Source organism: Haploplasma modicum ATCC 29102 (genome assembly GCF_000687835.1).
Lineage (GTDB): Bacteria > Bacillota_I > Bacilli_A > Acholeplasmatales > Acholeplasmataceae > Haploplasma > Haploplasma modicum.
This window is the reverse complement of the sequence record NZ_JHYB01000002.1, coordinates 251,870-276,356: the sequence shown is the minus strand read 5'-3', so window position 1 is coordinate 276,356 and position 24,487 is coordinate 251,870. Positions and strand designations below refer to the sequence as shown.

General features: G+C 26.6%; 22 protein-coding genes. 15 read left to right on the top strand and 7 right to left on the bottom strand.

The window, feature by feature from the left end:
- Nucleotides 1-64 precede the first annotated feature (64 nt).
- Nucleotides 65-3,619, bottom strand: coding sequence for a hypothetical protein (locus T352_RS0101375; protein ID WP_156951172.1), 3,555 nt, complete (start codon nucleotides 3,617-3,619; stop codon nucleotides 65-67).
- Between the two features lie 735 nt (nucleotides 3,620-4,354).
- Here T352_RS0101375 and ruvA point away from each other — a divergent pair.
- From ruvA to T352_RS0101300, 14 genes are all read left to right on the top strand, one after another.
- A complete protein-coding gene (gene ruvA / locus T352_RS0101365) occupies nucleotides 4,355-4,909 on the top strand; it encodes a Holliday junction branch migration protein RuvA (protein ID WP_162151087.1) in 555 nt (184 codons plus the stop codon).
- A gap of 9 nt (nucleotides 4,910-4,918) precedes the next feature.
- A complete protein-coding gene (ruvB, locus tag T352_RS0101360) occupies nucleotides 4,919-5,926 on the top strand; it encodes a Holliday junction branch migration DNA helicase RuvB (RefSeq protein WP_026391437.1) in 1,008 nt (335 codons plus the stop codon).
- On the top strand, nucleotides 5,926-6,963 hold the full coding sequence (gene queA, locus T352_RS0101355) for a tRNA preQ1(34) S-adenosylmethionine ribosyltransferase-isomerase QueA (protein ID WP_026391436.1): 1,038 nt from the start codon (nucleotides 5,926-5,928) through the stop codon (nucleotides 6,961-6,963). The genes ruvB and queA overlap by 1 nt, the downstream gene beginning before the upstream one ends.
- 2 nt (nucleotides 6,964-6,965) lie before the next feature.
- Entirely contained in the window at nucleotides 6,966-7,310 is a 345-nt protein-coding gene (locus T352_RS0101350; protein WP_026391435.1) for a hypothetical protein, read from the top strand.
- A complete protein-coding gene (trmB, locus tag T352_RS0101345; protein WP_051615684.1) occupies nucleotides 7,310-7,909 on the top strand; it encodes a tRNA (guanosine(46)-N7)-methyltransferase TrmB in 600 nt (199 codons plus the stop codon). Before T352_RS0101350 ends, trmB begins: the two co-directional genes overlap by 1 nt.
- Nucleotides 7,902-8,960 carry a M42 family metallopeptidase gene (locus T352_RS0101340; RefSeq protein ID WP_035344735.1) on the top strand — a complete coding sequence of 353 codons (1,059 nt, stop codon included), beginning with the start codon at nucleotides 7,902-7,904 and terminating at the stop codon, nucleotides 8,958-8,960. Before trmB ends, T352_RS0101340 begins: the two co-directional genes overlap by 8 nt.
- Nucleotides 8,953-9,789, top strand: coding sequence for an aldo/keto reductase (locus tag T352_RS0101335; protein WP_026391432.1), 837 nt, complete (start codon nucleotides 8,953-8,955; stop codon nucleotides 9,787-9,789). Before T352_RS0101340 ends, T352_RS0101335 begins: the two co-directional genes overlap by 8 nt.
- Nucleotides 9,790-9,838: 49 nt before the next feature.
- Nucleotides 9,839-10,639, top strand: a complete 801-nt coding sequence (locus T352_RS06795; RefSeq protein WP_162151086.1) for an ECF transporter S component — start codon at nucleotides 9,839-9,841, stop codon at nucleotides 10,637-10,639.
- Nucleotides 10,623-11,369 (top strand): type III pantothenate kinase, encoded by a 747-nt coding sequence (locus tag T352_RS0101325; protein WP_026391431.1) that lies wholly within the window; start codon nucleotides 10,623-10,625, stop codon nucleotides 11,367-11,369. Before T352_RS06795 ends, T352_RS0101325 begins: the two co-directional genes overlap by 17 nt.
- Nucleotides 11,370-11,373: 4 nt before the next feature.
- Nucleotides 11,374-12,627: an aminopeptidase P family protein gene (locus T352_RS0101320; protein ID WP_026391430.1), complete on the top strand. Its 1,254-nt coding sequence runs from the start codon at nucleotides 11,374-11,376 to the stop codon at nucleotides 12,625-12,627.
- Nucleotides 12,628-12,723: 96 nt separating this feature from the next.
- The gene (locus tag T352_RS0101315; RefSeq protein ID WP_162151085.1) at nucleotides 12,724-13,347 is read left to right on the top strand and encodes a hypothetical protein; all 624 of its coding nucleotides are present in this window, start codon (nucleotides 12,724-12,726) and stop codon (nucleotides 13,345-13,347) included.
- Nucleotides 13,344-14,111, top strand: a complete 768-nt coding sequence (locus tag T352_RS0101310) for a hypothetical protein (RefSeq protein WP_162151084.1) — start codon at nucleotides 13,344-13,346, stop codon at nucleotides 14,109-14,111. The genes T352_RS0101315 and T352_RS0101310 overlap by 4 nt, the downstream gene beginning before the upstream one ends.
- Complete coding sequence (locus T352_RS0101305) at nucleotides 14,098-14,637, top strand: ATP-binding cassette domain-containing protein (protein WP_162151083.1); 540 nt, start codon at nucleotides 14,098-14,100, stop codon at nucleotides 14,635-14,637. Before T352_RS0101310 ends, T352_RS0101305 begins: the two co-directional genes overlap by 14 nt.
- On the top strand, nucleotides 14,634-15,317 hold the full coding sequence (locus T352_RS0101300; RefSeq protein WP_026391426.1) for a hypothetical protein: 684 nt from the start codon (nucleotides 14,634-14,636) through the stop codon (nucleotides 15,315-15,317). Before T352_RS0101305 ends, T352_RS0101300 begins: the two co-directional genes overlap by 4 nt.
- Before the next feature lie 32 nt (nucleotides 15,318-15,349).
- Here the strand turns inward: T352_RS0101300 and T352_RS0101295 are convergent, their stop codons facing one another.
- The 6 genes from T352_RS0101295 to lepA all read right to left on the bottom strand — a co-directional run bounded on the left by T352_RS0101295 (nucleotide 15,350) and on the right by lepA (nucleotide 23,295).
- Complete coding sequence (locus tag T352_RS0101295) at nucleotides 15,350-16,522, bottom strand: ABC transporter permease (protein WP_026391425.1); 1,173 nt, start codon at nucleotides 16,520-16,522, stop codon at nucleotides 15,350-15,352.
- Complete coding sequence (locus T352_RS06060) at nucleotides 16,519-17,295, bottom strand: ABC transporter ATP-binding protein (RefSeq protein ID WP_162151082.1); 777 nt, start codon at nucleotides 17,293-17,295, stop codon at nucleotides 16,519-16,521. Before T352_RS06060 ends, T352_RS0101295 begins: the two co-directional genes overlap by 4 nt.
- 937 nt (nucleotides 17,296-18,232) lie before the next feature.
- Nucleotides 18,233-19,408: a phosphopentomutase gene (gene deoB / locus T352_RS0101285; RefSeq protein WP_035344729.1), complete on the bottom strand. Its 1,176-nt coding sequence runs from the start codon at nucleotides 19,406-19,408 to the stop codon at nucleotides 18,233-18,235.
- The gene (gene xerD / locus T352_RS0101280; protein ID WP_026391423.1) at nucleotides 19,401-20,309 is read right to left on the bottom strand and encodes a site-specific tyrosine recombinase XerD; all 909 of its coding nucleotides are present in this window, start codon (nucleotides 20,307-20,309) and stop codon (nucleotides 19,401-19,403) included. Before xerD ends, deoB begins: the two co-directional genes overlap by 8 nt.
- A complete protein-coding gene (gene hemW, locus T352_RS0101275) occupies nucleotides 20,306-21,397 on the bottom strand; it encodes a radical SAM family heme chaperone HemW (protein ID WP_162151081.1) in 1,092 nt (363 codons plus the stop codon). The genes xerD and hemW overlap by 4 nt, the downstream gene beginning before the upstream one ends.
- A gap of 74 nt (nucleotides 21,398-21,471) precedes the next feature.
- Complete coding sequence (gene lepA, locus T352_RS0101270) at nucleotides 21,472-23,295, bottom strand: translation elongation factor 4 (RefSeq protein ID WP_026391421.1); 1,824 nt, start codon at nucleotides 23,293-23,295, stop codon at nucleotides 21,472-21,474.
- Nucleotides 23,296-23,547: 252 nt separating this feature from the next.
- On the opposite strand from lepA, the gene T352_RS0101265 reads away from it, so the two are divergent.
- Complete coding sequence (locus T352_RS0101265; RefSeq protein WP_026391420.1) at nucleotides 23,548-24,411, top strand: hypothetical protein; 864 nt, start codon at nucleotides 23,548-23,550, stop codon at nucleotides 24,409-24,411.
- Nucleotides 24,412-24,487: the final 76 nt, after the last annotated feature.

The following is a 24,487-nucleotide window of genomic DNA, read 5'->3' as shown; positions in this document are numbered from 1 at the left end:
TTGATTATCAGTAGCTGATGATCAAGTTTTTTTTATCTAAAACAAAAATAACTCCAATAAGGAGTTATCTTTGTTTTTTAATTTGTTTTAGCTTAAAGCGATAATTTTTTCTTAATTCTTTTTTATCTTTTCTAATTAATTTATGTTTGTCTTTTTTCCCGTGAATTTTAAAGAGTTGAAGTTCATTATTAAATTGTCTAATTTCACGCTTTAATTTAATCTTATTATCACTAACATTTTTATTATATAAGTCATTGTTAAGTTTTAAGAGATGATTACATTTTTCAATGTCAAAACTATATTTTTTTCTCGATTGTTTTAACGTCTTATAGAATTTAATCTTTTGAGTTTCATACTGTTTAATAATAAAATTAGCACGATATTCAGTCTTTACTTTATTATCGTTAATTTCTTCCTCAAGTAATATTTTATTTGTCAAAATTTTAGTTTTTAAACTGTGATATTTTTTTCGGCATTTTGAACTAATTTTTTCAAAGTCTTTGTATAAATATTCATTTGCATTTTTTAAATTTTCATTAATTAAAGAAAGTCTTGTATTAAATTTAGCCTTGTTTTGTTCAATGTGTTTTTCAATTTCCCTATATTTAATATTATATAAATCGTGATTTGTCTTATCAATTGAAGCAAGAAGTTTCTCATCTGAAGCAATCTTATTTTTTAAGTTTAATTCATTTTGTAAATGAATTTTTTTATGCTCTGTTAATGTTTTTCCATCGACAAGTAAAAACCTGTTATATTTCTTTTCTAATTTTTCTAATGAACTCATTGACTGATCAGTAAACTGGTTCATACTTTTTAATAATTCAACTTCATTGTTAAGGTTAAAACTAATCCAAAATTTCAAGATGTTTTGGAATTTATAAATTGAGTTATCAATCATTTTAATAAAAATATTTTTAAATCTTTTTTGGAAACCTTTAATTGCAATATCATTAAGATATAAGTCTTTTAAAAGTTCCGATAAGTTTTTATTAAGCAAGATATTATATTTATCAAACTGATTTAATAAGGAAGTAAAATTGGTGCTATTAATATTATATTTTCTATAATATTTAGCCTCTTCACTTTTTCTTTTTAATTTTAAAGTGTTTTCTTGTTTAACTAATTTTTTATTAATCTTTTTGATTTCTTCTTCCTTTAAAGCTCTTTGTTGGTATAATTTTTTAATGATTATACGATTATTTTTACTTTCAAGTTTTAAAGAAGAAGTAGTTTTACTATAAAAAATAGCTTCATCAGATGATTTATTTTTTTGTAAACCACTATTGATCATTGACTTTTGAACAGATTCAATCTCAATTTCTTTAGATCTTTCTAATAATTGATTAATTTCATTTGAAATATTATTTCTAGTATTTTTTAAAATACTAATCTTTTCATTATGTAGATTTAATATTGATTCATGTTTAATACGATATTTTTGTTCAGTTATATCATTTACCTTGTTGTTATAGTTAATCTCATTAATGGTTTTATATTTAGTTATTAAAGAGTCATACATCTTTATATAGATATCATTAAATTCAATAATTAGTTTAATTAAAGACTTTATTTTCTCGGGATGAATTGCAGAGTCATTTAGTAAGAAAAGGTCCTTAATGAGAGTTCTTTGACGAACTATCAAATCTAATAGGTTATCTAAGAATAAAATATTAGTTTTTTCATGATAGGTTGAATCAATCTTCAGTAAAGCTATATTTCTTTGTAGTTTTTTTGAAATTAAGATATTTTGATTTTTTGTTTTTATTTCAAGAGATATTTTATTTCTTTTTTGTTCTTCAAGTAAAGCATTTCTTTTCTCGTTTGAAATATTATAATCAAGTTCATTTTTTAAAAGGTCGATATGAGATAAATATATTCTTTTTTGTAAGAAGAAGTAGTCACGATATTTTTTACTTTTATTTTCATGTAGGTAATCTTGCAGATTAATATTTAACTCTAGATTTTTAATTTCGTGATCACGCTTTGCATTTTCCTTTTCCAATTCAAGTTGATTTGTAAGTCTTAATAATTTTATTTCAAAGTCTTTCTTATTTTGTTCAACTTCAAGTTCTTCTTTAATGAAAAGTTCTTCCAAACTATATAAAATCTCAAGTAACTTAATATTTAACTCACAATCAAGTTTAGTACTATCTGAGTCAATGTTTAGTAAATTAATATCACGGTTTTGGATAGAAGAAGAAAGCTTTAGCTGTAATTCAATTGGGAGAAGATTGTTTTCAAGAAATAAAGTTTCTAAACGGTTAAAGATTTCTACTCGTTTACTTTCTAACAATTCCTTTTCTTTGATAACTGAAAAATCATTATTATATTTAGCCTTATAAATTTGATAATTTAAATCACGTTCTTTATCATATAAATTTTTGTTATAACGCCATTCATTTAAATGTTTTATGTTTTTTATATCATGGTTATATAGAGCTTTTTGCAGTTGAAGTTCTTCTTGAATTACTTTTTTATCACGTTCACTTACTAACTGCAGTAATTTATTGTCTAAATTTTTGATCATTCGGTTATAATCTTTATAGATCTTATTTTCTTCAAAAATGTCTGCAGCCTTTTTTAGGGCATCTCTTTTTTCTTTTTCTAATAACTTTATTTGATTATTAATTGAATCTCTATTAATGCTTAATTCACTATTAGTAGTAGAGATTTTACTATTATATTTATTAATAATTTCAATGTTTGCTTTATTATGAGCATTTTTTTGTACGTCAAAAACAATATTTAAAGCCTTAATTTTTTCTTGATGTTCATTAATAATTAAAGTTTTTGCTTTTTCAAAGTACTCATTTAAATCTTCAATCTCAAAATTTAAATCACTAATAATATTTCTATTTTTAGTTACAATTTTTTGTTTTTGAATTTCAAAATGTTTTTTATGCTCATTGATAAAATTATTAAATTTAATACTTGCTTGATTAAATGTTTGTTTAATAGTCAAATAAGAATTATCTTTTTCAATTTTATTTTCATCTAGTAAAATTTTGAATTCTTCAATTTTTGAATTATATTGATTTCTTAATTCAACTAATGACTGATTTTTAGCAGTTTTAAAATTTTCAAAATTTTCTTCAATCTTTTTTATTTTATCTGAAAATTTAAATTCTATTTTTTGTTTTGCTAAACTTGTATTTTCTCTTACTATTTCAATTTCTTTATTTATTTGTATGATTTCATCTTGATAAATCTTTCTAACATCAATTAGGTGTATATTTAGTTTATCTTCTTCAAGTAAAATCTTTTCATTAATTTCATCCTGTTTTAATTTATATTCAGCTTTTAATTTAGAAATATTAGCTTCAGCAATCTCATTATGTTTTTTTATCTCTTCACTATTCTTTGCAACTGCAATATTAATTGATTTTGTTAAATTTTCACTAACTGATGAAAACTCACGATGAAGTGTAATGTTGTTTTTTAATACTTCGCTGTTAAAGACTTCAATTTGACTTTTGAAAAAATCTTCATTGATACTAACATGTGAAAAAAGACTTGAAATCTGGTCTTTAATATCTTTTTCTATTTTATTATCTTCGTTTAAATTAATTTCATTTAGTTTGTTAAGTAAAATATTATCAAAATCAATTTTCATCATATCACATCCTTCTTTTATTATATCATAATAATTATACTAAATGTAAAAGACATTTAAGAAAAATCCCTTAATAAATACAATAAAATTTGACATTAAATGTAATGGTGATACTATATTAAAAATTGTTAATTTTTCTAATGATAAAAATATTATTAAAAAAAGAGCTAGGTTATAAGCTAAAAATTCAAGTAATAATGATTATTCAAAAGGTAATCCAGAAGTTGAAAAAGGTAAGACAGATGAAAACTTTTTCCAACATGGACGTATTGTTTTATTTTTAAGTAATTTAAGCTTAGAAGAGTTTTTGATGATTTTGATCAACTAAATAACTATTCAAAACCGGAACTTGCGATAAAATCAAAGGTTAAAGATTTTAAGTTTGAAATAATTGATGCAAACTTACTAGTAACAACGAAGAAAAATAAGCAAGGAGCACTATTTTTTATTAATGGTAATTATGCAATTACTGGTAATTTATTTAAAAAAAGCAATCGAAAAAGAATCAACTAATAATAATCCTTATGTAAATATATTAGTAGCTAAAAAAGCAGATAATATTTACCTAAGATAAAAGCTTTACTTGAAGTATTACAATCTACTAAAATTAAAAAATTTATTAATGACAAGTATGACGGTTCAGTTATAACAGCATAAAACTTAATAAAGAAAATTCAATTTGAGTCTTAAATATGGTATAATATTTAGGACTTATTAATTTAGAAAAGGACTGATAATATGTATTTTCAAATAACAGGTAAAGTGTTAAAAGTTAATCCTGCATATGTAGTAATTGACAACAATGGAATCGGTTATCAAATAATTGTTGCTAATCCATTTAAATATCATGTAAATGATATTGTAACCGTTTATACATATCATTATGTTAGAGAAGATATTTTTAATTTATATGGTTTTATGACTGAAGAAGCAAAAGAGTTATTCATTAGACTAATATCAGTAAATGGAGTTGGTCCTAAAACTGCCTTAAGTATCATGGCAACAGATAATATTGGTGAAGTCATTACTGCAATTGAAACAGGAGATGTTAAGCTTTTAACAAAATTCCCTGGTATCGGTAATAAGACTGCTCAACAAATTATTTTAGATTTAAAGGGTAAGTTAGTTATTGAAGAAGATTATAACTTAACTAATAATTTAAGAGATGCGGAAGAAGCATTGCTTGCGCTTGGTTATAAAAAGGCAGATATTAAGAGAGTACTTAAAAATATGGATCAAACTTTAAAAGTAGAAGAAATAATTAAACAAGCATTAAAAAACATACTGAAATGAGATGATTAAATGAGTAAAAATAATTTATTAAGTCAAGAGTTACAAAATGAAGATTTTGATCAAAGCTTAAGACCACAAATTATTAATGAATTTATTGGCCAAGAAGAAATAAGAGAAATGCTTGATATTTATATTAAAGCATCCCTTAAACGCGATGAATCATTAGACCATATTTTATTTTATGGTCCTCCTGGTCTTGGTAAAACGACTCTTGCCCAAATTGTTGCAAACGAACTTGGAACAAAAATTAAGGTTATTAGCGGTCCAGCTATTGAAAAAACTGGTGATTTAGCACAAATTCTTAGTCAGTTAAATGCTGGTGATGTTTTGTTTATTGATGAAATACACCGAATTCCTAGATTTGTTGAGGAAGTATTATATAGTGCTATGGAAGATTATGTCTTAGACATTCTAATTGGTAGCGAAAGTGAAGCTAGATCAATTAGAATTGAACTACCACCATTTACTCTAGTTGGAGCTACAACGAGATTTGGTGACCTATCAGCACCGCTTAGAGATAGATTTGGCGTTGTTTTTAGATTAAATTATTATTCAACAAATGAACTTATTCAAATTGTTGAAAGAACTGCTAGAGTTTATGATTGTGAAATATCAAAAGATGCAAGTAGTGAAATTGCTAGAAGAAGTAGGGGCACGCCAAGAATTGTTAACCGTATTTTTAGACGAGTTAGAGACTTTGCAGACGTCCTAAATGACGGAATAATTACAAATGAAATAACAAAACTTGCTTTAAATAAACTTGGAATATCAAGTGATGGACTAGATCAGGCTGACTTATTTTATTTAGATAGTTTAGTGAATAAATTTAATGGTGGTCCGGTTGGAATTGAATCGCTAGCAACTTCAATTGCTGAAGAAGTTTCAACACTTGAAGATGTATATGAGCCATATTTAATTAAAGAAGGATATATTAAAAGAACAGCTAGAGGAAGAGTTGCTATGAAAAAGGCATATGATATTTTAGGTGTTAAATACTATGAAGGGTTTTTAGATTAATGAAAGTAGAAGATTTTGATTTTGATTTACCTGAATCATTAATAGCACAAAGTCCACTTGAAAAAAGGGATTATTCAAAGATGTTGGTTATGGAAAAAGAAACAGGTAAAATAACACACAAACATTTTTATGATATAACAAAATATTTAAAAAAAGGTGATGTTTTAGTTTTAAATGAAACTAAAGTATTACCAGCAAGAATTATTGGTGCTAAGTTTAAAACTAATGCAAAAATTGAGTTACTATTACTAAAAGAACTAAAAAAAGATGTTTGGGAAACTTTAACCAAACCAGCAAGAAAAATTAAGGTTGGCGATATAGTAATATTTAGCGAAGATCTAAAAGCTATTTGTTTAGAAGAAAAAGAAGAAGGAATTAGAATATTTGAACTGGTCTATGAGGGTATTTTAATCGAAATACTAGAGCGACTTGGAACAATGCCACTTCCACCATATATTAAAGAACGCTTGTCTGATAAAGATCGTTATCAAACTGTTTATGCAAAAGAGATTGGTAGTGCAGCTGCACCAACTGCTGGTCTTCATTTTACAAAAGAAATATTAGAAATATTAACAAATAATGGGGTACTAATTATTCCAATTACCTTACACGTGGGACTTGGAACATTTAGACCAGTAAGTACTACTAATGTTGAAGAACACCATATGCACAGTGAAACATACCATATTACTTTAGATGCAGCAAACAAATTAAATGAAGCAGTAAATAACAATAAAAAGATAATTGCTGTAGGAACTACATCAATCAGAACTTTAGAAAGTAATTTCAATGATGGAAAGTTTACTCCTGGAATTTTTGATACCAATATCTTTATTTATCCAGGATATAAGTTTAAAGTAGTAAATGAATTAATTACCAATTTTCATTTACCAAAAAGTAGTTTAATTATGTTAGTTAGTGCATTTTCAAAAAAAGAATATATTATTAATGCTTATCAAGAAGCAATTAATAATAAATATAGATTTTTCTCATTTGGTGATGCAATGTACATTAAATTAAAGGAGGATTTTAAATAATTATGGAAAGAATAGTGATATTTTATAGTCTAGTCTTAATTGTTGCAGTAATACTAATATCATTTTTAGTATTTGTAATTAGACGTAATAAAACTAAAAATCTTAAAAAAAGTGAAATAAATAAAAAAGAATTTGAAGAAATTGCAAACGCAATAAATCTTGAAAATATTTTAAAAGTCGAAAAAACACAAGACCGTATCAAAATTACCCTCAATGATAAAAAGATAGTAGATGTTAAAGTTTTACAGGACCTTAAAATTACAGCATCATTTAAGGGTAATGAATTAACAATTCTATATCGAGAAAACAGTGATAAATTATTTGAGTATCTTAGAGGTGAATTTTAATGCGTCAAAAGAAAATTAAAGGTTTAGATAAAACTAAAATGCAAGAACTAGAGGCAATCACTTCACCTTTAAAACTTAAACTAGAAGGTATTATTCACTTAGAAGTTGGTAGTGGTAAAGGACAATTTATTTCTAGTTTAGCAAATGATAATAAAGATATAAATTATGTTGCACTTGAAAGAAATATGGATGTTTGTTACCGAATTTCTCAAAAAAAGCAAGAAAATCAAATAAAAAACCTAACAGTAATTTTAGATGATAGTTCAAATATTTTAGAATACTTAGAGCCTAATTCGGTAGATTTAATTTATCTAAACTTTTCAGATCCTTGGCCTAAAGATAGGCATCATAAAAGAAGATTAACATATTATTCTTTTTTAGAATTATATTTAAAATTACTTAAAAAAGATGGAGTCATACAATTTAGAACTGATCATGAATCATTTTTCAACGATTCAATTACTTATATATCAAAATACTTTGATATTTTCCAAATAGATTTTGATTATCAAAGTGATAAGTATTATACAGAATATGAAATTAAAAGAATTGAAAAAGGTAATCTTTATCAATTGAAAGCGAGAGTAAAAAATGTTTAAAATATATGAAGATTTACTAAATTTAAAAGCAACAAGTGGTAATGAAAATAATGTAAGAAAATATATGAAGAATTTCATAGAAAAATATCCAAATTATGAAATAGTATATGATAACTTAGGTAGTATTTTTGCCTATAAAAAGTCTAAAAATAAAAATGCTAAAACTATTATGATTGCTGGACATATGGATGAAGTAGGTTTCATGGTAAGCAGCATTACTAAAAATGGCCATATTAAACTACAGCCAACTGGAGGATTTAAACCTGAAGTATTAATCTCTCAAGTTATGGACCTTCATTTAGACGATGAGACTGTAATTAAAGGGGTAATAGGTTCACTTCCCCCTCATATTAAAGAAGCAAACAAGGTTGAGATTAAAGATTTTTTACTAGATATTGGAGCAACAAGTTTAGAACAAGCAAAAGAATTTGGTGTTAAACCTGGTCAAATGGTTGTATTCCCAAGTAACTTTGCTTATACCGCAAATAAGGATCGCTTTATTTCAAAAGCAATCGATAACAGATTTGGTTGTGGACTTGCTCTTGAGGCAATCAAACATTTCAATAACATTGATGTTGATGTTAATTTATATATTGGTGCAACCGTTCAAGAAGAAGTAGGGCTAAGAGGTGCTAAAACATCAGTTAAGAAATTTAGACCAGATATGTTTATTGCTCTTGATGCATCACCTGTAAATGATTTAGAAAAAATTGAAATGGCTGGACTTGGTGAAGGTTTCTTAATGAGAATTTTTGATCCAAGAAATGTGATGATGCAAGGTTTAATTAACTATTTTAAGAGTGTTGCAACTAAGAACAACTTAAAATACCAACCATTTATCTCACTGGGAGGCACTGATGCTGCAGCTGCACTCGATGAAAATGGGGGAATTTTAGCAACAACAATCGGCCTACCTGCTAGATACATACATTCTAGTGCTGCAATTGCAGATTTTAATGATATTATAGAAGCAAGAAAGATGTTATTTAATATTGTAGAAAATATTAATGAATCTGAATTAAATAAAATAAAGGAGGGATATATTGATTAAGTTAAGTAATAACTATGAATTACCAAATTTAGGATTAGGAACCTTTTTAATGAATGATGACGCAGAAACTAAAAGGGTTATATTGGAAGCAATAGAAATTGGTTATAGACATTTTGATACCGCTCAAATGTACCTTAATGAACATGCAATTGGTGATGCCCTATTAGCTAGTGGGTTAAAAAGAAGTGAATTCTTTATTACTACAAAACTAAACAGACATCATTCAAAAGCTAAAACAAGAGAATTAATTTATAAAAGTTTTGCAGATTTAAAAGTAGATTACATTGACCTACTTTTAATTCACTGGCCAAATCATGATGATAAAATTAATATTCAAACATGGGAAGTTTTTGAAGAATTTTATGAAAAAGGATTAGTAAAAGCAATTGGTTTATCTAATTTCACTAGATATCAAATGGAACAACTAATTCCACACGTAAAAATTAAACCTCATGTCAATCAAGTTGAAATGCATCCAGGTCTAAGCCAGGTAAATTTAATTAATTACTTAAATGATCATGGTATCCAATTAATGGGATATGGACCATTAATGAGAGGAAATTTATTTAATGAACCATATTTTAGTGTTTTAGATAAAATTGCTAAAAAATATAAAGCTTCAATTGCACAAATTGCAATTGCTTGGGGATTAGCAAAAAATGTAATAATGATCCCAAAAAGTGTTAATAAAGAAAGATTAGAAGAAAACTTTAATGCTTCAAAGATTATTTTAAAAGAAGAAGATATTAAGTTAATTGATAAACTAAATACCGGTAGAAGAATGTATGCAGATCCTGCAAACAATGTCTACGGAAATTTCATAGAATAAATTATAATATATACTTATGGGACCTTCTAGGCCTAAAAAGGAGAAAATAATGAATTTAAAAAACAAAACATTTAGTATGGTGCTAACTGCAATTTTTGGCGCAATAATACTATTTTTGTCACTCGTACCAAATATTGGGTACATCACGATTGTTCCTGGGGTTAGTATAACGATTATACATATTCCAGTTTTAGTAGGAATATTTTTACTATCACTTAGTGGAAGTATTTATTTAGGGGTATTTTTTGGTTTAGGATCCTTAATGGTTGCATTTATGAGGGCAGCAACACCTGTTGATGAGGCATTTAAAAATCCTCTTGTCTCAGTGCTCCCAAGAATTTTATTAGCTATTATAACATTTTATTTAATTAAGTTTTTTAAGAAAATAAATATTATAAAACCAGGTAAAATAATACTAACCGTTATCGTATCATTAGTAACTGGATTTGGGATATTTTTTGGAATTAATGAATTTTTAAGAAATATTTTAGCAGATAACTACATGAATTATAGATTAATAATCAATATTGGAATTATTGTTTTAATTTTAGCAATGATTGTATTTTATATTTATTATATTATTTTTAAAAGTGGCAAAAATGCTTATATTCCATCAGTATTCATTATTTCAACCTTTATCCATACAATATTAGTACTTAGCTCGTTATTAATCTTTAAACCAAGTGCATTTGAGTTAATGCTCGGTGAAAATCAAACGGTTATTAACTTAATAATGTTAATTGCGCTAACAAATGGTATTTTAGAAGTTGTAATAGCAACCCTTATAGGAACACCAATTGTTGTTGCTATTAAAAAGAAAGTAGATGATAATGATGATACTACTATTTGATATTGGTAATACAACTGTTAATTTTGCAGTTGCTAAGGATAATGAAATTATCGCAAACTATAACATAAGTTCAGACTTAAATAAAACATCAGATGAATTTTATATTCAATTAAAACAATTCATTGATTTAACAAAGATAACTAGTGTAGTAATAGCTTCAGTTGTTCCCAAAATTACTTTAGAATTAGTTAAACTTGTAGAAGAAAGACTAAAAATAGTACCCTTACTAATTCAGCCCAAAACAAAAACTGGAGTTAAAGTTAAAACTGATAACCCACGTGAGGTCGGTGCTGATTTAATTGCTGTTGCAGCAGAAGTTGTAAGTGAAAATAAATCAACTTTAATTGTTGATTTAGGTACAGCAACTAAGTACATATACGTTAAAAACAATGCTATAACAGGGGTTATTATTACGGCTGGAGTTGAAATATCTATTAATGCTTTAACTAAAAATACGGCATTATTACCCAAAATAGATATCAAAGTACCAAATAAAGTATTAGAAACGAATACAATCAGTTGCATGCAATCGGGAGTTACATACGGAGTTGCAGCACAAGTAGATGGTTTAATTAGTCTAATTAAAGAAGAAGTTAAAGAAGATTTTAAAGTTATAACAACAGGGGGATTTTCAAATATAATAATTCCACTTATTAAACACGAACAAAAAAATGATCCTTTATTAATATTTAAAGGATTACTAAAGATTTTTAAACTAAACGAGAGGTAACAAAATGATAAAATTAAGAAGAGAAAATTATATAAATAAAATTGAAGAAGGTAGTATATCGCTATTTTATTCAGGGGAACAAAAACACAAATCAAATGATCAATTTTTCCCATTTAGTGTTAATAGAAATTTCTTTTATTTGACAAATATTGATCAAGCAAACGTTGTTTTAGTCGTAATTAAAGGAAAAAATAAAAGTGAATCATTTTTATTTATCGAAAAACAAGATCCAATCAAAGCATTATGGGAAGGCAAAACATTAACATTTGAAGAAGCAAGTACTTTATCAGGGATTGAACTTGCAAATATTAAAGATATAAATACCTTAGATACTTTTATTAATACTCAGTTAGGTATTTCACGAGCAAACATATTTGGAGAAATAGATAAAGTATACTTTGACTTAGAAAAAATTAAGGTTAATGATTTTTTAACAAATACTGAATTAATTGCAAATAAATTAAAAAACAATTACCCAAGTTTACAAATACTAAACTCACAACGTAAATTGGCATCACTTAGAATGTACAAAGATGAATTAGAGATTAAAGACACACTTGAAGCTATAAATATTACTAATAAAGCCTTAAAACACGTCTTAAACGCTTTAAAGCCAGGTTTAAGAGAGTTTGAGATAGAAGCTGAATATAATTATATTTTAAATAAAAACAACACAGAAACCTCATTTGACACAATTGCAGCGAGTGGTAAAAATGCAACTATTCTTCATTATGTAGATAATGATGATATTATCAATGATAATGAATTAATCTTATTTGATTTAGGGGTTAAATATAATAATTACTGTTCAGATATTTCTAGAACATATCCAGCAAATGGTAAATTTAGCACTCGTCAAAAACAAATTTATGAAATTGTTTTAAAAGCAAATAAAGAAACTATTAAATGGTTAAAACCAGGAAGAACTATGAAGGAATTCAATGATTTTGGTAAACAAATTTTAATAGATGGCTTAAAAGAAATTGGGTTAATTAAAGAAGATAGTGAAATAACAAAGTATTATTATCACAGTTTAGGGCATTATTTAGGATTAGATGTTCATGATGTTGGTTTATATGATGAAGTAATTAAAGAAGGTGCAATTATTACAGTTGAGCCTGGATTATATATCGAAGAAGAATCAATCGGTATTAGAATTGAGGATGATATTTTAATTACTAAAGATGGAGCAATCAATCTATCAAAAGATATTATTAAAGAAGTAAAAGATATTGAAGAATACATGAAAAATAGATAATAATATAATCAATCAAACTAGTAAAATAGTTTGATTTTTTTTATAAAAAGTAAAATTATAATATTTCTCTTATTATTTAGTAGGAGGAGTGATTTAATGAAAAAAGTTTTAATTATCTTTATAATGTTAGTTTTTGTAATGTTTAGTAATAAACTTATAAAAGCTGATCATTATAGAAATTTTGAGGAGTTAAATATTACAAATGGTAAGCTTATTGATCAATATACATCTAATGAGTTAAGTAGTCATTATAAAGAAGTCGATAAGCGAAAATTTATGGGCTGGAAGGTAAAAACAATCAATAATAGAGTAAAGGTAAGTTTTATTAGTGAAACTATCTTTACCTACTATAATGATGGTTATACACCGATTGACTATAACTATAAACGAGAGGATACAGAAACTTCTAAATATAGTTTCTCAGCAACAGGTAGTATAGGTCTTAGTCAAACAAGTAGTAAAACCGGCTTTAAAAACGGTTTAGATGGTTCACTTAAACTTTCATACTCAACCGATAAAACAAGTTCTAGTAAAGAGGTTTATGAGGTTAAAATGAAGGTAGATCCAGGGACACAAGTTAATCTTTATTATTATGGTGAAGGTTATCTTACAAATGGTGTTGCTGCAAATTATCTATTCTTTATTAGAAACAACAGGGGTGGTTATGAGGTTTTTGAAATGAGTAGTAAATATTATAAGTTAGAAAAGGTTAGAATATGAAAAAGAACCTCTTAATAATATTACTACCTATATTAATTATTATCTTAATTATTTTAGCTATTGATAATAAGAAAGAACAGGATAAGTATTTACTAACAATAAATACACTAAACAACTATCTGTTTGATAAAGACCAATCGATTAATATTAACTTTTATTCTAGCAACCTAAAGTTTCCCTTTGAAAATAATGAGAGTTATGAGTCATTTATTATTAAAGATAATAATAGTGATAATAAGTTAAAACTGGACTTAAACAAAGTTACCTATTCACATACTGAAGAGTATCTAGGTAATAAATATGATATGTATACTTTAATGTTTAAAATACCAAACCTAGAAAATGATATTAACTATGATAATGCGTCACTATTAATTACTTTTTTTGATCAAAAGAAATTTGAACTGGAAATTGGAAATTTTAATTTAATGTATTTGGATTATAAAACAAGTCTTGACTGGAAATCGATTGACTCAAAAAAAATTGATAATAATGACTTATCAATTAGTAAGATTATTATTGAACTAAACAAAGAAATTAATATTAGTAATATATTTATTGGCAGTAATATGGAAACAGATTTTACTTATAACGATAACGTACTAGCAATAAATATCAAAGAAAAAGAATTATATGTTTATAACTTACCAGTCATTATTAAATCAGAAGAAGATAAATACTATTATTTAAATAACCATAAATACGTTAAAGACTATAACTTATTAAGTAAAACTAAAGATGTAAATAAATATGAGTTTGATTGATTTTAAAGATATTAATAAAAGCTATTTAAATAAAACATTTAATCTAAAGATTAATAATGATTCTAGATTAATCGTAAAAGGCGCAAATGGATCTGGTAAATCAACACTTATTAAACTATTATCAGGTTATATTAAGCATTCAAAAGGGACAATGAACATTAACATTAATAAAATTTCGTATCTAGAAGAAATAATTGACTTACCACTATATAGTAAAGTTCAAACGTACTTAGAAGTAATTGCTCAAATAAAAAAAGCAAGTATTTGTTATGACTTTATTAGACTTGTTGAACTAGATACAGAAAAAAAGATTTATGAACTCTCTAAAGGAAATAAGCAAAAACTTGCAATTGCAGTAACACTAATAGGTAATAATGAATTAATTATTCTAGATGAACCACTAAATGGATTAGATGTAAAAACTGCTAATAAAGTAATTAAATATTTAAAGAATATTACTACACCAATTATTATCGTTACCCATCAAGAAAAAAAATTTAAGTTTGGTGAATTATTAGAACTATGATTAGACTTGTTTTAAATCATTTGTTATCAAGAAAAAATCTAATCATTATATTTATCTATTTAGCTTTTTTATTATCTATTAACTATTTGTTATTACCTAATGATGTAGCACATGATGAAGTTATATTAAATAGCAATTATTATTTTAATTACTATAATGAGTTACTGTTAGAATTAATAAAAATAATTATACCAATAAGTCTAGTCTTACTATTAACAGATCATGATCATAACTATATTAATAATATTACAACTTATATTGGAAGAAGTAAGGTAATTAAAAGTAAAATTATTATTTACTTATACATCATAATATTACTAATATTGATTAGCACTTTAAATTATTACCTAGCTCTTAAAATAAGTAAAAATGATTGTTTAGTAAAAGTAAACTTTTATCGTGATATGACTTTTTTGTTAATTGATAATGTTTTAATGTTTTTACTTATTTTATTACTTGTTAGAAAGGATAAAAAAATAATTGGTTACTTAATAATAATGCTTTATTATGTACTAGGTTTCTATTTAAATATTGAATCAAAAATAGCAATATTTTATGTCTTTCCAATTAATATATCAAACTTTAAAAACTATACAAATACATTAAGTTACGCTTTTATCTATATTATTATATTAATAGTATTAAATATTTATACATATATAAATGAAGACTTTAAATAAAAATGACTAGTTCAATCGAACTAGTCATTATTTTATTTTTGGAACATAATTTTTTCAGAATCAAACATTTTAGATAGACCAAATATTCCAAGCCCAATCAATAAAACATTTACGATTAAGGTAATTGTAATATTAATAATTGAAGTTTGTTGGCTTAGAACTGATGATATTGATTGAAGTGAGTTATATAAAGGAATAAAGCTTGAGCCAATTCCATTATTTGCAACACCAGTCATTGAAGTAATACCAATTAACATATTAACAATCATTAATCCGGCTGATAATGATGAGGCCTCTTTTACTGATTTTGAATATGCACTTACTAATGAAATTAACACAACATAAAGAATAGTTGTTGTAATTATAACAAGTAGAAGTAATGAATAATCAGCAACAGTATAAACATTTAAGTCTAGGTCCATTCCATTCATTAGTTTTGGAATAGATGCCATAAGTCCTATAAAACTAGAAAATGCACTTACTAAAGATACAATACTTAAGGCCATCATTTTACCAAAGGCTAATTCAAATCTACTAATTGGGGTAGCAAGAATTGTAGCAATTGTACCACGTTCTTTTTCACCTGCAATTGCTTCAATAGAAATTTGCATTGCTCCACTGAATAAGAAAATGATTAATAAAAATGGTAGAAGTGTTGATAATATTTCAACAGTAATTGAAGATTTTGAAGCTAAATTAAAATCTTCATCAGAATTGTTTACTCTAAATTTTTCTGATATTTGGTCTTTAAATCCATTGAGAGCAAATGTATATATTTGATATGCTTCACTTGATTTATCATTGACTGAATTATAGTAGATTTTAACTTCTGGAGATGTTCCAGTGTTTGATCCATCAGGAGTAAAATTCATTGCATCATCATAAAAATTTAAGGGATAAACAATATATAAATCTAGTTCTGAATTAGCAATTTTTTCTTTATAAAATTCAGTAGATTCACTTGCTATTTCATATGAGAATTTACCATCAAATTTAAATAATTCTTCAAGTTCACTTGGTGCATTTACAACAACTGCTTGATAGATATATGTATCATCTGGATCAGATTCTTTAAACATGAAATTACCCATTACACTATATAAAACAAAAATAATAACACCAGGTAGAATTAGTGAGATTAACATTCTTTTATCTGTAAAAAATCTTCTTAATTCTTTCTTAATAATTGTAAGTATATTTCTCATAGACTATCACCTTCACTTGCTTCGTATAAACTAAAGAATACATTTTCTAATGTGTCGTCTTTTGTTGCATTTTCTAGCGTGTCATCTAAAACCATTTTCCCATTAATAATTATACCTACTCTATCACAGAGCTTTTCAACGAGTGAGAAGATGTGAGTTGATAAAATAACAGTTTTGCCTAAACGCTTTAATTCAATTAAAAAGTCAGTTACAGATTTCGCTGTAATAACATCAAGTCCATTAGTAGGTTCATCAAAAATAATAATTTGTGGATCATGAGCAATTGAAATAACTAATGATGTTTTTTGTTTCATCCCAGTAGACATATCAGATATTCTTACCTCTTTAAAATCTTCAACACCAAATTTAGCAAACAAGAAATCTTTTCTCTCTTTAATAACATCATCTTCAATTCCATGAAGTTTAGCGAAATAATCAAATAAATAATTAGGAGTAAAAAATTCCTCAAGTTTTAATTCGCTAGTCATAAATCCAATATTCTTTCTAATCTCGTTTGGTTCATCTACAACTGAATGTCCATTCATTGTTGCATCACCGGAGTCAGGTTTAATAAGGGTTGATATAATTCTAAGAGTAGTAGTCTTACCAGCACCGTTTGGTCCAAGTAGACCATAGATCTCACCTTCATATGCTTTGAATGATAAATCATCAACAGCAACTTTAACTTTTGTTTTTGTCTTTTCAATCTTTTGTTGTTTCTTGGAAAGTTTGAAAGTCTTGACTAAATTATTAACAACTAAAATTTCTTTCATATAATTTTCCTCTCTTTTTGTATTAGAATTATTATACTATAAAAATAAAATATAGATATTACAAAATATGGTAAATAAATGATTGTTTACTATTTGTAAACAAATGACAAAAAAATGCATTTTTTAAAATTCGATGCTTTTTTAGCTATTTTATATATATCCGAAAATATCATAAGATTAGCTACAAACAATTCATATATTTTTTCAGTCATAAAATCATATAGTATTTTGCTCAGTTAAATAGTAGAAGAAGTCACAAATTAGTGAGCGTTTAATTCCTTTAAAAGCGTCCATACGATTATAGCAATCCAGTAAGGTGTTTATTAAGCTTTAAGTATTTCAGACGCTTAAAACAGAGTATAAGAACCTAAACTAACTCATATATGCATATTATGGTATTGTTTAATGCGCAATATTTAAATATATTTGTATTTAAACGCTATAAAAATTATACCATAAGAGCGATTATTCCATTAACAAGTCTTTTTTTATATGTAAATTAGTTCCTATAATATATATTATGTAAACCTAGTGATGTGACCTTAGTGGAGCTAACAACTCAATTAGTGTGGATATGTTGATTACTTATAAATGATGAATTTCAGGCTTTTATGCTACTTTTGTGTTTAAACTGTATTAAATAAGGTTTTACTAAACAATGGATTTTAAATCCTTTTTAAAAATATGTAAATTTATTATGTTTTAACTATTATATTAATAATCAATCTTTATATTAACTAATAATCCTACATTTTATATGACGAGTTTTAAGCGTTCGAGTTTGTAAAAGTCGAATAATAACCCACCTTGATTCGTCTAAAAAACAGATCATTTTCTTATCTTCTCTATTTTAAAGGTTTATAAATAGTAAACAAAGATTTTTAAAATAAAAAAAGATAGACTTATAATTTGTCTATCTTTCATGTTAAGCTATGTTTTATTTAATTTCTTTTAAGAATGATTTACCATTTTCTGGAAGCTCAGCTTCAAAGTTTTCACTAATTGAATATCCAACATCAGCAAATGTTTTTCTTAAATTTATTTCTTTTCCTTCTTTAAATCTCTTTGAATAAATAATTAATGGCACATACTCTCTCGTATGATCTGTCCCGTGATGAACTGGGTCATTACCGTGATCAGCTGTTAATATTAATAAGTCATCCTCATTTAAGTTTTTCATTAAGTCTGGTAATTCTCTATCCATCTCTTCGATTGCTTTACCATATCCGATTGGATCTCTTCTATGTCCATAAAGTGCATCAAAGTCAACAAGATTTAAAAATACTAAACCTTCAAAATCTTCTTTTGCAACTTCTGTGATTTGTTTCATTCCATCACTGTTACTTACCGTTTTACTAAATCTAGTAATTCCATATCCATCAAAAATATCATTGATCTTACCAAGTGCTATAACATCTACTCCTTTTTCTTCTAAGAAATTTAGGGCTGTTTTTGCAAATGGTTTTAATGCATAGTCATGTCTATTTGGTGTTCGTTTAAAATTAGTCTTATCAGTTCCAATAAATGGTCTTGCAATAACTCGGCCAACTTTCCACTCAGGCTTCATTGTAATTTCTCTTGCTATTTCACAAATTCTATATTGTTCTTCAATTGGAATTATATCTTCATGCATTGCAATTTGTAATACACTATCAGCTGAAGTGTAAACAATTAGTTCTTTAGTTTGCATATGTCTTTCACCTAGCTCAACTAAAATTTCTGTTCCACTTGCTGAATAATTACCAATTGTTTTATACCCTGTTTTTTCTTCCAACTCTTTAATTAATTCAATCGGGAATCCTGTATCTGTAAATGTTTGAAATGGTTTATCAATATATAAACCCATCATTTCCCAGTGACCTGTCATAGTATCTTTCCCGAGTGATGCTTCCATCATTTTTGTATAAAACGCTAATGGTTTTTCAACTCTTTTTACGTTTCTAATTGGAGCAATATTTCCGTATCCTAACGCTTCTAAATTTGGAATATTTAAATCCATTTTCTCTGCGATATGGCCAATAGTATTTGCCCCTAAATCATTGTAGTCTTTTGCATCTGGTGCTTCACCAATTCCTAGACTATCCATCACAATTAAAAATATTCTTTTATACATTTTCTTCCTCTTTTCTTGCACGTGGATGTGTGCTGTTATATACTTCTTTTAATCGTTTATTACTTATATGAGTGTATATCTGTGTGGTTGATATATCTTCATGTCCTAGCAACGTTTGTAGTGTTCTAAGGTCCATTCCATTTTCTAAAAGGTGTGTTGCAAATGAGTGTCTAAGTGTATGCGGAGATATATCGATATTAATGTTTGCATCATATGCTAGACCCTTTAAAATCTTATAAAATCCTTGTCTTGATAAACGTGATGATTGGTTATTAATAAATAAATAAAGTGATTTCTCATTTTTTAATAATTGTTCACGCGACTTAATTAAATATCTTCTAATTGCATATACTGCCATTGGCGATATTGGAACAACTCGTTCTTTATTACCTTTAGCAATTATTTTTATATACCCTTCATTTAAATGAATGTCAGATAATTTAATATCAAGTAACTCTGATACTCTGAGACCTGACCCATAGATCAATTCAAGTAAAGCAATGTTTCTAAGTCCGTATACAGTTTCAATATCAATTACACTAAATAATCTACTTACTTCTTCAACCGATAATACTTGAGGTAAATTTTTAGGTAATTTAGGTGTTTCAATATCTTTAGCAAAGTCTAAATCTATTTCATTTTCAATTAATAAAAAGTTATAAAAACTCTTTATCGCAGTTAGTTTTCTTGCATAAGTTGATACTTCATATTTATCTTTAATATTTTTTAAATAGTTACTTAGTGTTTTTTTATTTAAATGTCTGGGTTTTTTTATCTCATGATATTTTTCTAAAAATATTAAATATTGATTAACATCTTTTAAATAACTAGTGATGGTATTTACACTTAGTCCTTTTTCTTTTTTTAAATATAACTCATAGTCTTTTATGATAAATTTCATACAAATACCTCAAATACTTGATTACCAAAAAAGATACCTTTTTCTGTTAACATTAAATTTCCATTGTTTACTTTTAGTAAACTTTCATTTATTTTAGTTTTTATTTCTGGAAATAATTTTAAGAGATCAACCTCAAATTTTTGGTTAAAATCATCAATATTTATCCCATCAATCAACCTTAAGCCAAAGATTAAATAATCTTGAATGTTGTCATTTTTAGTTTGAACTACTTCTAGGGCTCTGGGATTATCATTATATTTATTTAGTGATTTATGGTTATAAGTTCTTACATTATCTAAAAATCCATGTGCGCCTAGTCCAACTCCTATATAGTCTTGTAATGTCCAGTATAGTTTATTATGTTTTGAATACATTTGATTTTTAGCAAAATTGCTAATCTCATAATGTTCAAAACCATATTCCTTTAATCTATCCATTACTATTTCAAACATTTTCCCTTCTATTTCATTATCAACTGGTGTAAATTTACCTTCTAAAAACTGATGGTAAAAGTAAGTCTTTTCTTCCAATATTAATGAATAACAAGAAACATGATTGATACTTAAATTCTTAACTTCTTTTAAATCATTTTCTAACATTTCAATTGTTTGATTAGGAATAGCATATATTAAATCAATACTTATATTATTTATTCCTAATGTTTTTAGACTATTAACTGTATAGTAAACCATCTCTTTACTATGTTTTCTCCCAACATAATTTAAGATTTCATCATTAAAACTTTGAACGCCAAGACTTACTCTATTAATACCATATTTCTTCATCATTAATCCCTTATCAAGTGAATAGGAATCAGGATTAACTTCTATCGTTACTTCTGAGGCTTTTATTGGACTGATTGCTAAAAACAACCGCTCCATTTGTGATGGTGTTAACATGCTTGGAGTCCCACCTCCAATATAGATAGTTTCAATTGTACTGAATCTATCTTCATATTGTTTTATTTCTTTTATTAAGTTATCTAAATACTTTTCTACCATTTCATCATTTTTAGGAACTTGTTTAACAAAGTCGCAGTAATTACAAATATACTGACAAAATGGGATATGTATATATAATCCTCGCATTAAATCTACTCACCTTCTTTACTTATATTATACAATACTAAAGCTTATAAGTGAAAAAAAAGGTGTTAAACACCTTAGTCTTCACTATTTGATAAGATCGCTAGGAATGCTTCTTGTGGTACTTCTACACTACCAATAGCTTTCATCTTCTTCTTACCTTCTTTTTGTTTTTCTAGTAATTTTTTCTTTCTTGTTATATCCCCACCGTAACACTTAGCAAGTACGTCTTTTCTAATTGCTCTAATGGTAGATCTTGCAATAATCTTACTACCGACTGCTGCCTGAACTGGAATTTCAAACATTTGTCTAGGAATTAAATCTTTTAGTTTATCAGTAATTATTTTACCTCTTGCATAAGCAAAGTCTTTATGAACGATTACTGATAAAGCATCAACTATTTCATTGTTTAATAATATATCCATTTTTTGTAATTTTGAAGGACGATAATCAGCAATCTCATAGTCAAATGATGCATAACCTCTTGTTGTTGATTTTAATTTATCAAAATAATCATATACTATTTCTGATAATGGCAGATAGTATGTTATCGATACTCTATTAGCATCAATATAAACCATCGTATCAAAGATTCCACGCTTCTTTTGGGATAATTCCATTACAGCACCAACATACTCTGCTGGTGACATTAGCGTTGCTTTTACGTAAGGTTCTTCAATTCTATCAATTTTTTGTGGATCGGGTAACATTGAAGGGTTATCAATTTGCATCATTTTACCGTCTGTCAAATATACATCATAAATAACTGAAGGTGCTGTTGCTAATAACTCAATATTAAACTCTCTACTAATTCTTTCTTGAATAATTTCCATATGTAGTAAACCAAGGAAACCGGTTCTAAAACCAAAGCCTAAAGCATGGGATGTCTCTGGTTCATAAACTAATGAAGCATCATTTAGTTTTAGTTTATCTAAAGCCTCTTTTAAGTCATTATATTTACTACTATCAATTGGATAAAGCCCACAAAACACTACTGGATTCATTTGTCTATACCCATGAAGTGCTTCTTTAGCTGGATGTTTTAAGTTAGTAATTGTATCACCCACGCGAACTGTATCAATTGTTTTAATTGCTGCAGTTAAATAACCAACATCTCCTGGAGATAAAACATCAACTGGTGTCATTTTTGGTTTAAAAACCCCAACCTCAATTACATCATAAGTTGCTCCAGATGCCATAAATTTAATTTGATCACCTTTTTTAATTGTTCCATCAACTACTCTAATTGATGGAATTACGCCTTTATATGCATCAAAAATTGAGTCAAAAACTAATGCTTTTAACGGCTTTTCAGCATCTCCTGTTGGCGCTGGAACATCTGTTATAATTCTTTCTAATATATCTTCTATCCCAATACCAACTTTAGCTGAAGCTAAAATTGCATTTGAGGCATCAATACCTATAACATTTTCAATTTCTTCTTTTACTTTTTCAGGATCAGCACTTGGCAAATCTATTTTATTAATAACAGGAATTAAATCTAAATTATTATCGATTGCTAAATATACGTTTGCAAGTGTCTGTGCTTCTATCCCCTGAGCAGCGTCAACAACTAAAATAGCTCCTTCACAGGCAGCAAGTGATCTAGAAACTTCATAAGTAAAATCGACGTGTCCTGGAGTATCAATTAGATGCATGATATATGTATTACCATCTTTTGATTTATATTCCATTTGTACGGCATTTAATTTTATGGTTATTCCTCTTTCACGCTCCAAATCCATTGAATCAAGCAACTGAGACTTCATATCACGAGTTGCAACAGTATTTGTTTGTTGGAGTAGTCTATCTGCTAATGTCGACTTACCATGATCAATGTGAGCAATGATTGAAAAGTTTCTAATAAGTTTTTGTCTTTCTGTATAATCTTTTAAGTTCATTTAATCACCTTTCTTGCTTTATACATTTTACCATTTTTTTATTATTTAGTAAATTAAATTTAAAACTTAATATAAAAGCATATTTATGTGTTTCTAAAATATGATAATTAATTGATTATTAACAACTTAAACGTATCTTTTTCACTATAAAATCCATTAAAACGTTTTCAAAAAGATAGTTTATTTTTTTTATTGCATAATACTTGACAATAAATTATAATTAAGTCATAGAAAACAGGAGGAAAATTATATATGAAAAAAATAGTAGGTTTTATTTTTATCGCAATTTTTGCGATCACATTAGCATCATGTGGAAGTAAAGAATATAAAGTGGATGGTAAATTTACAGCATTTGAAGTAAGTTTAAACAGAGATACACCACAAATTACATGGGTTGAAGTTACAGTTGAAAAAGGTAAAGTTACAAATTACTTTATTGATGCAAGACAAAGCAAAGTAACAACAAACGAAGAATCTGGTGCAAAATCATTAGCTTGGAATGAAAAAACTAAAAAAGAATTAAAATTTGATTATGGTATGGCAGGCGTAAGTGAAATTGAAAAAGAATGGTTCGAACAAGCTGAAGCAATTGAAAAATTATTCTTAGAAAAAGGACCTGATGCTTTAAAATTAAACGATGAAGGTTATATTATCGATTTTGCTGGTGCTACTGTAAAAGGTGGCGATTACCAAAAATTAGCTAAAAAAGCATTAGAAAATGCAAAAAATGGAATTTTTACAGATTTTATCGTTGATTTAAACTATGGTGCAGCACAAGTTACATGGGTAGATGTTAAAGTTGAAAAAAATAAAGTTGTAAGCTTTACAATTGATGCAAGACAAAGTAAATTAACAGATGGTAAAACAGTTTGGAATGAAAAAACTAAAAAAGAATTAAAATTTGACTACAACATGGCTGGTGTAAGTCCAATCGGAAAAGAATGGTTTGAACAAGCTGAAGTAATTGAAGAATTATTCTTAGAACAAGGTCCAGATGCATTAAAATTAAATGAAGAAGGTTATATCGAAGATTTAACTGGTGCTACTGTAAAAGGTACAGCATACAAACAATTAGCAAAAAATGCTTTAAATAAAATTACAAGCAAAATAAAATAATACTTAAAGAGACTTAGGTCTCTTTTTTTTTACTCCAATGTTTACTTATACTAAACAATGGTTTTATAAAAAAAAG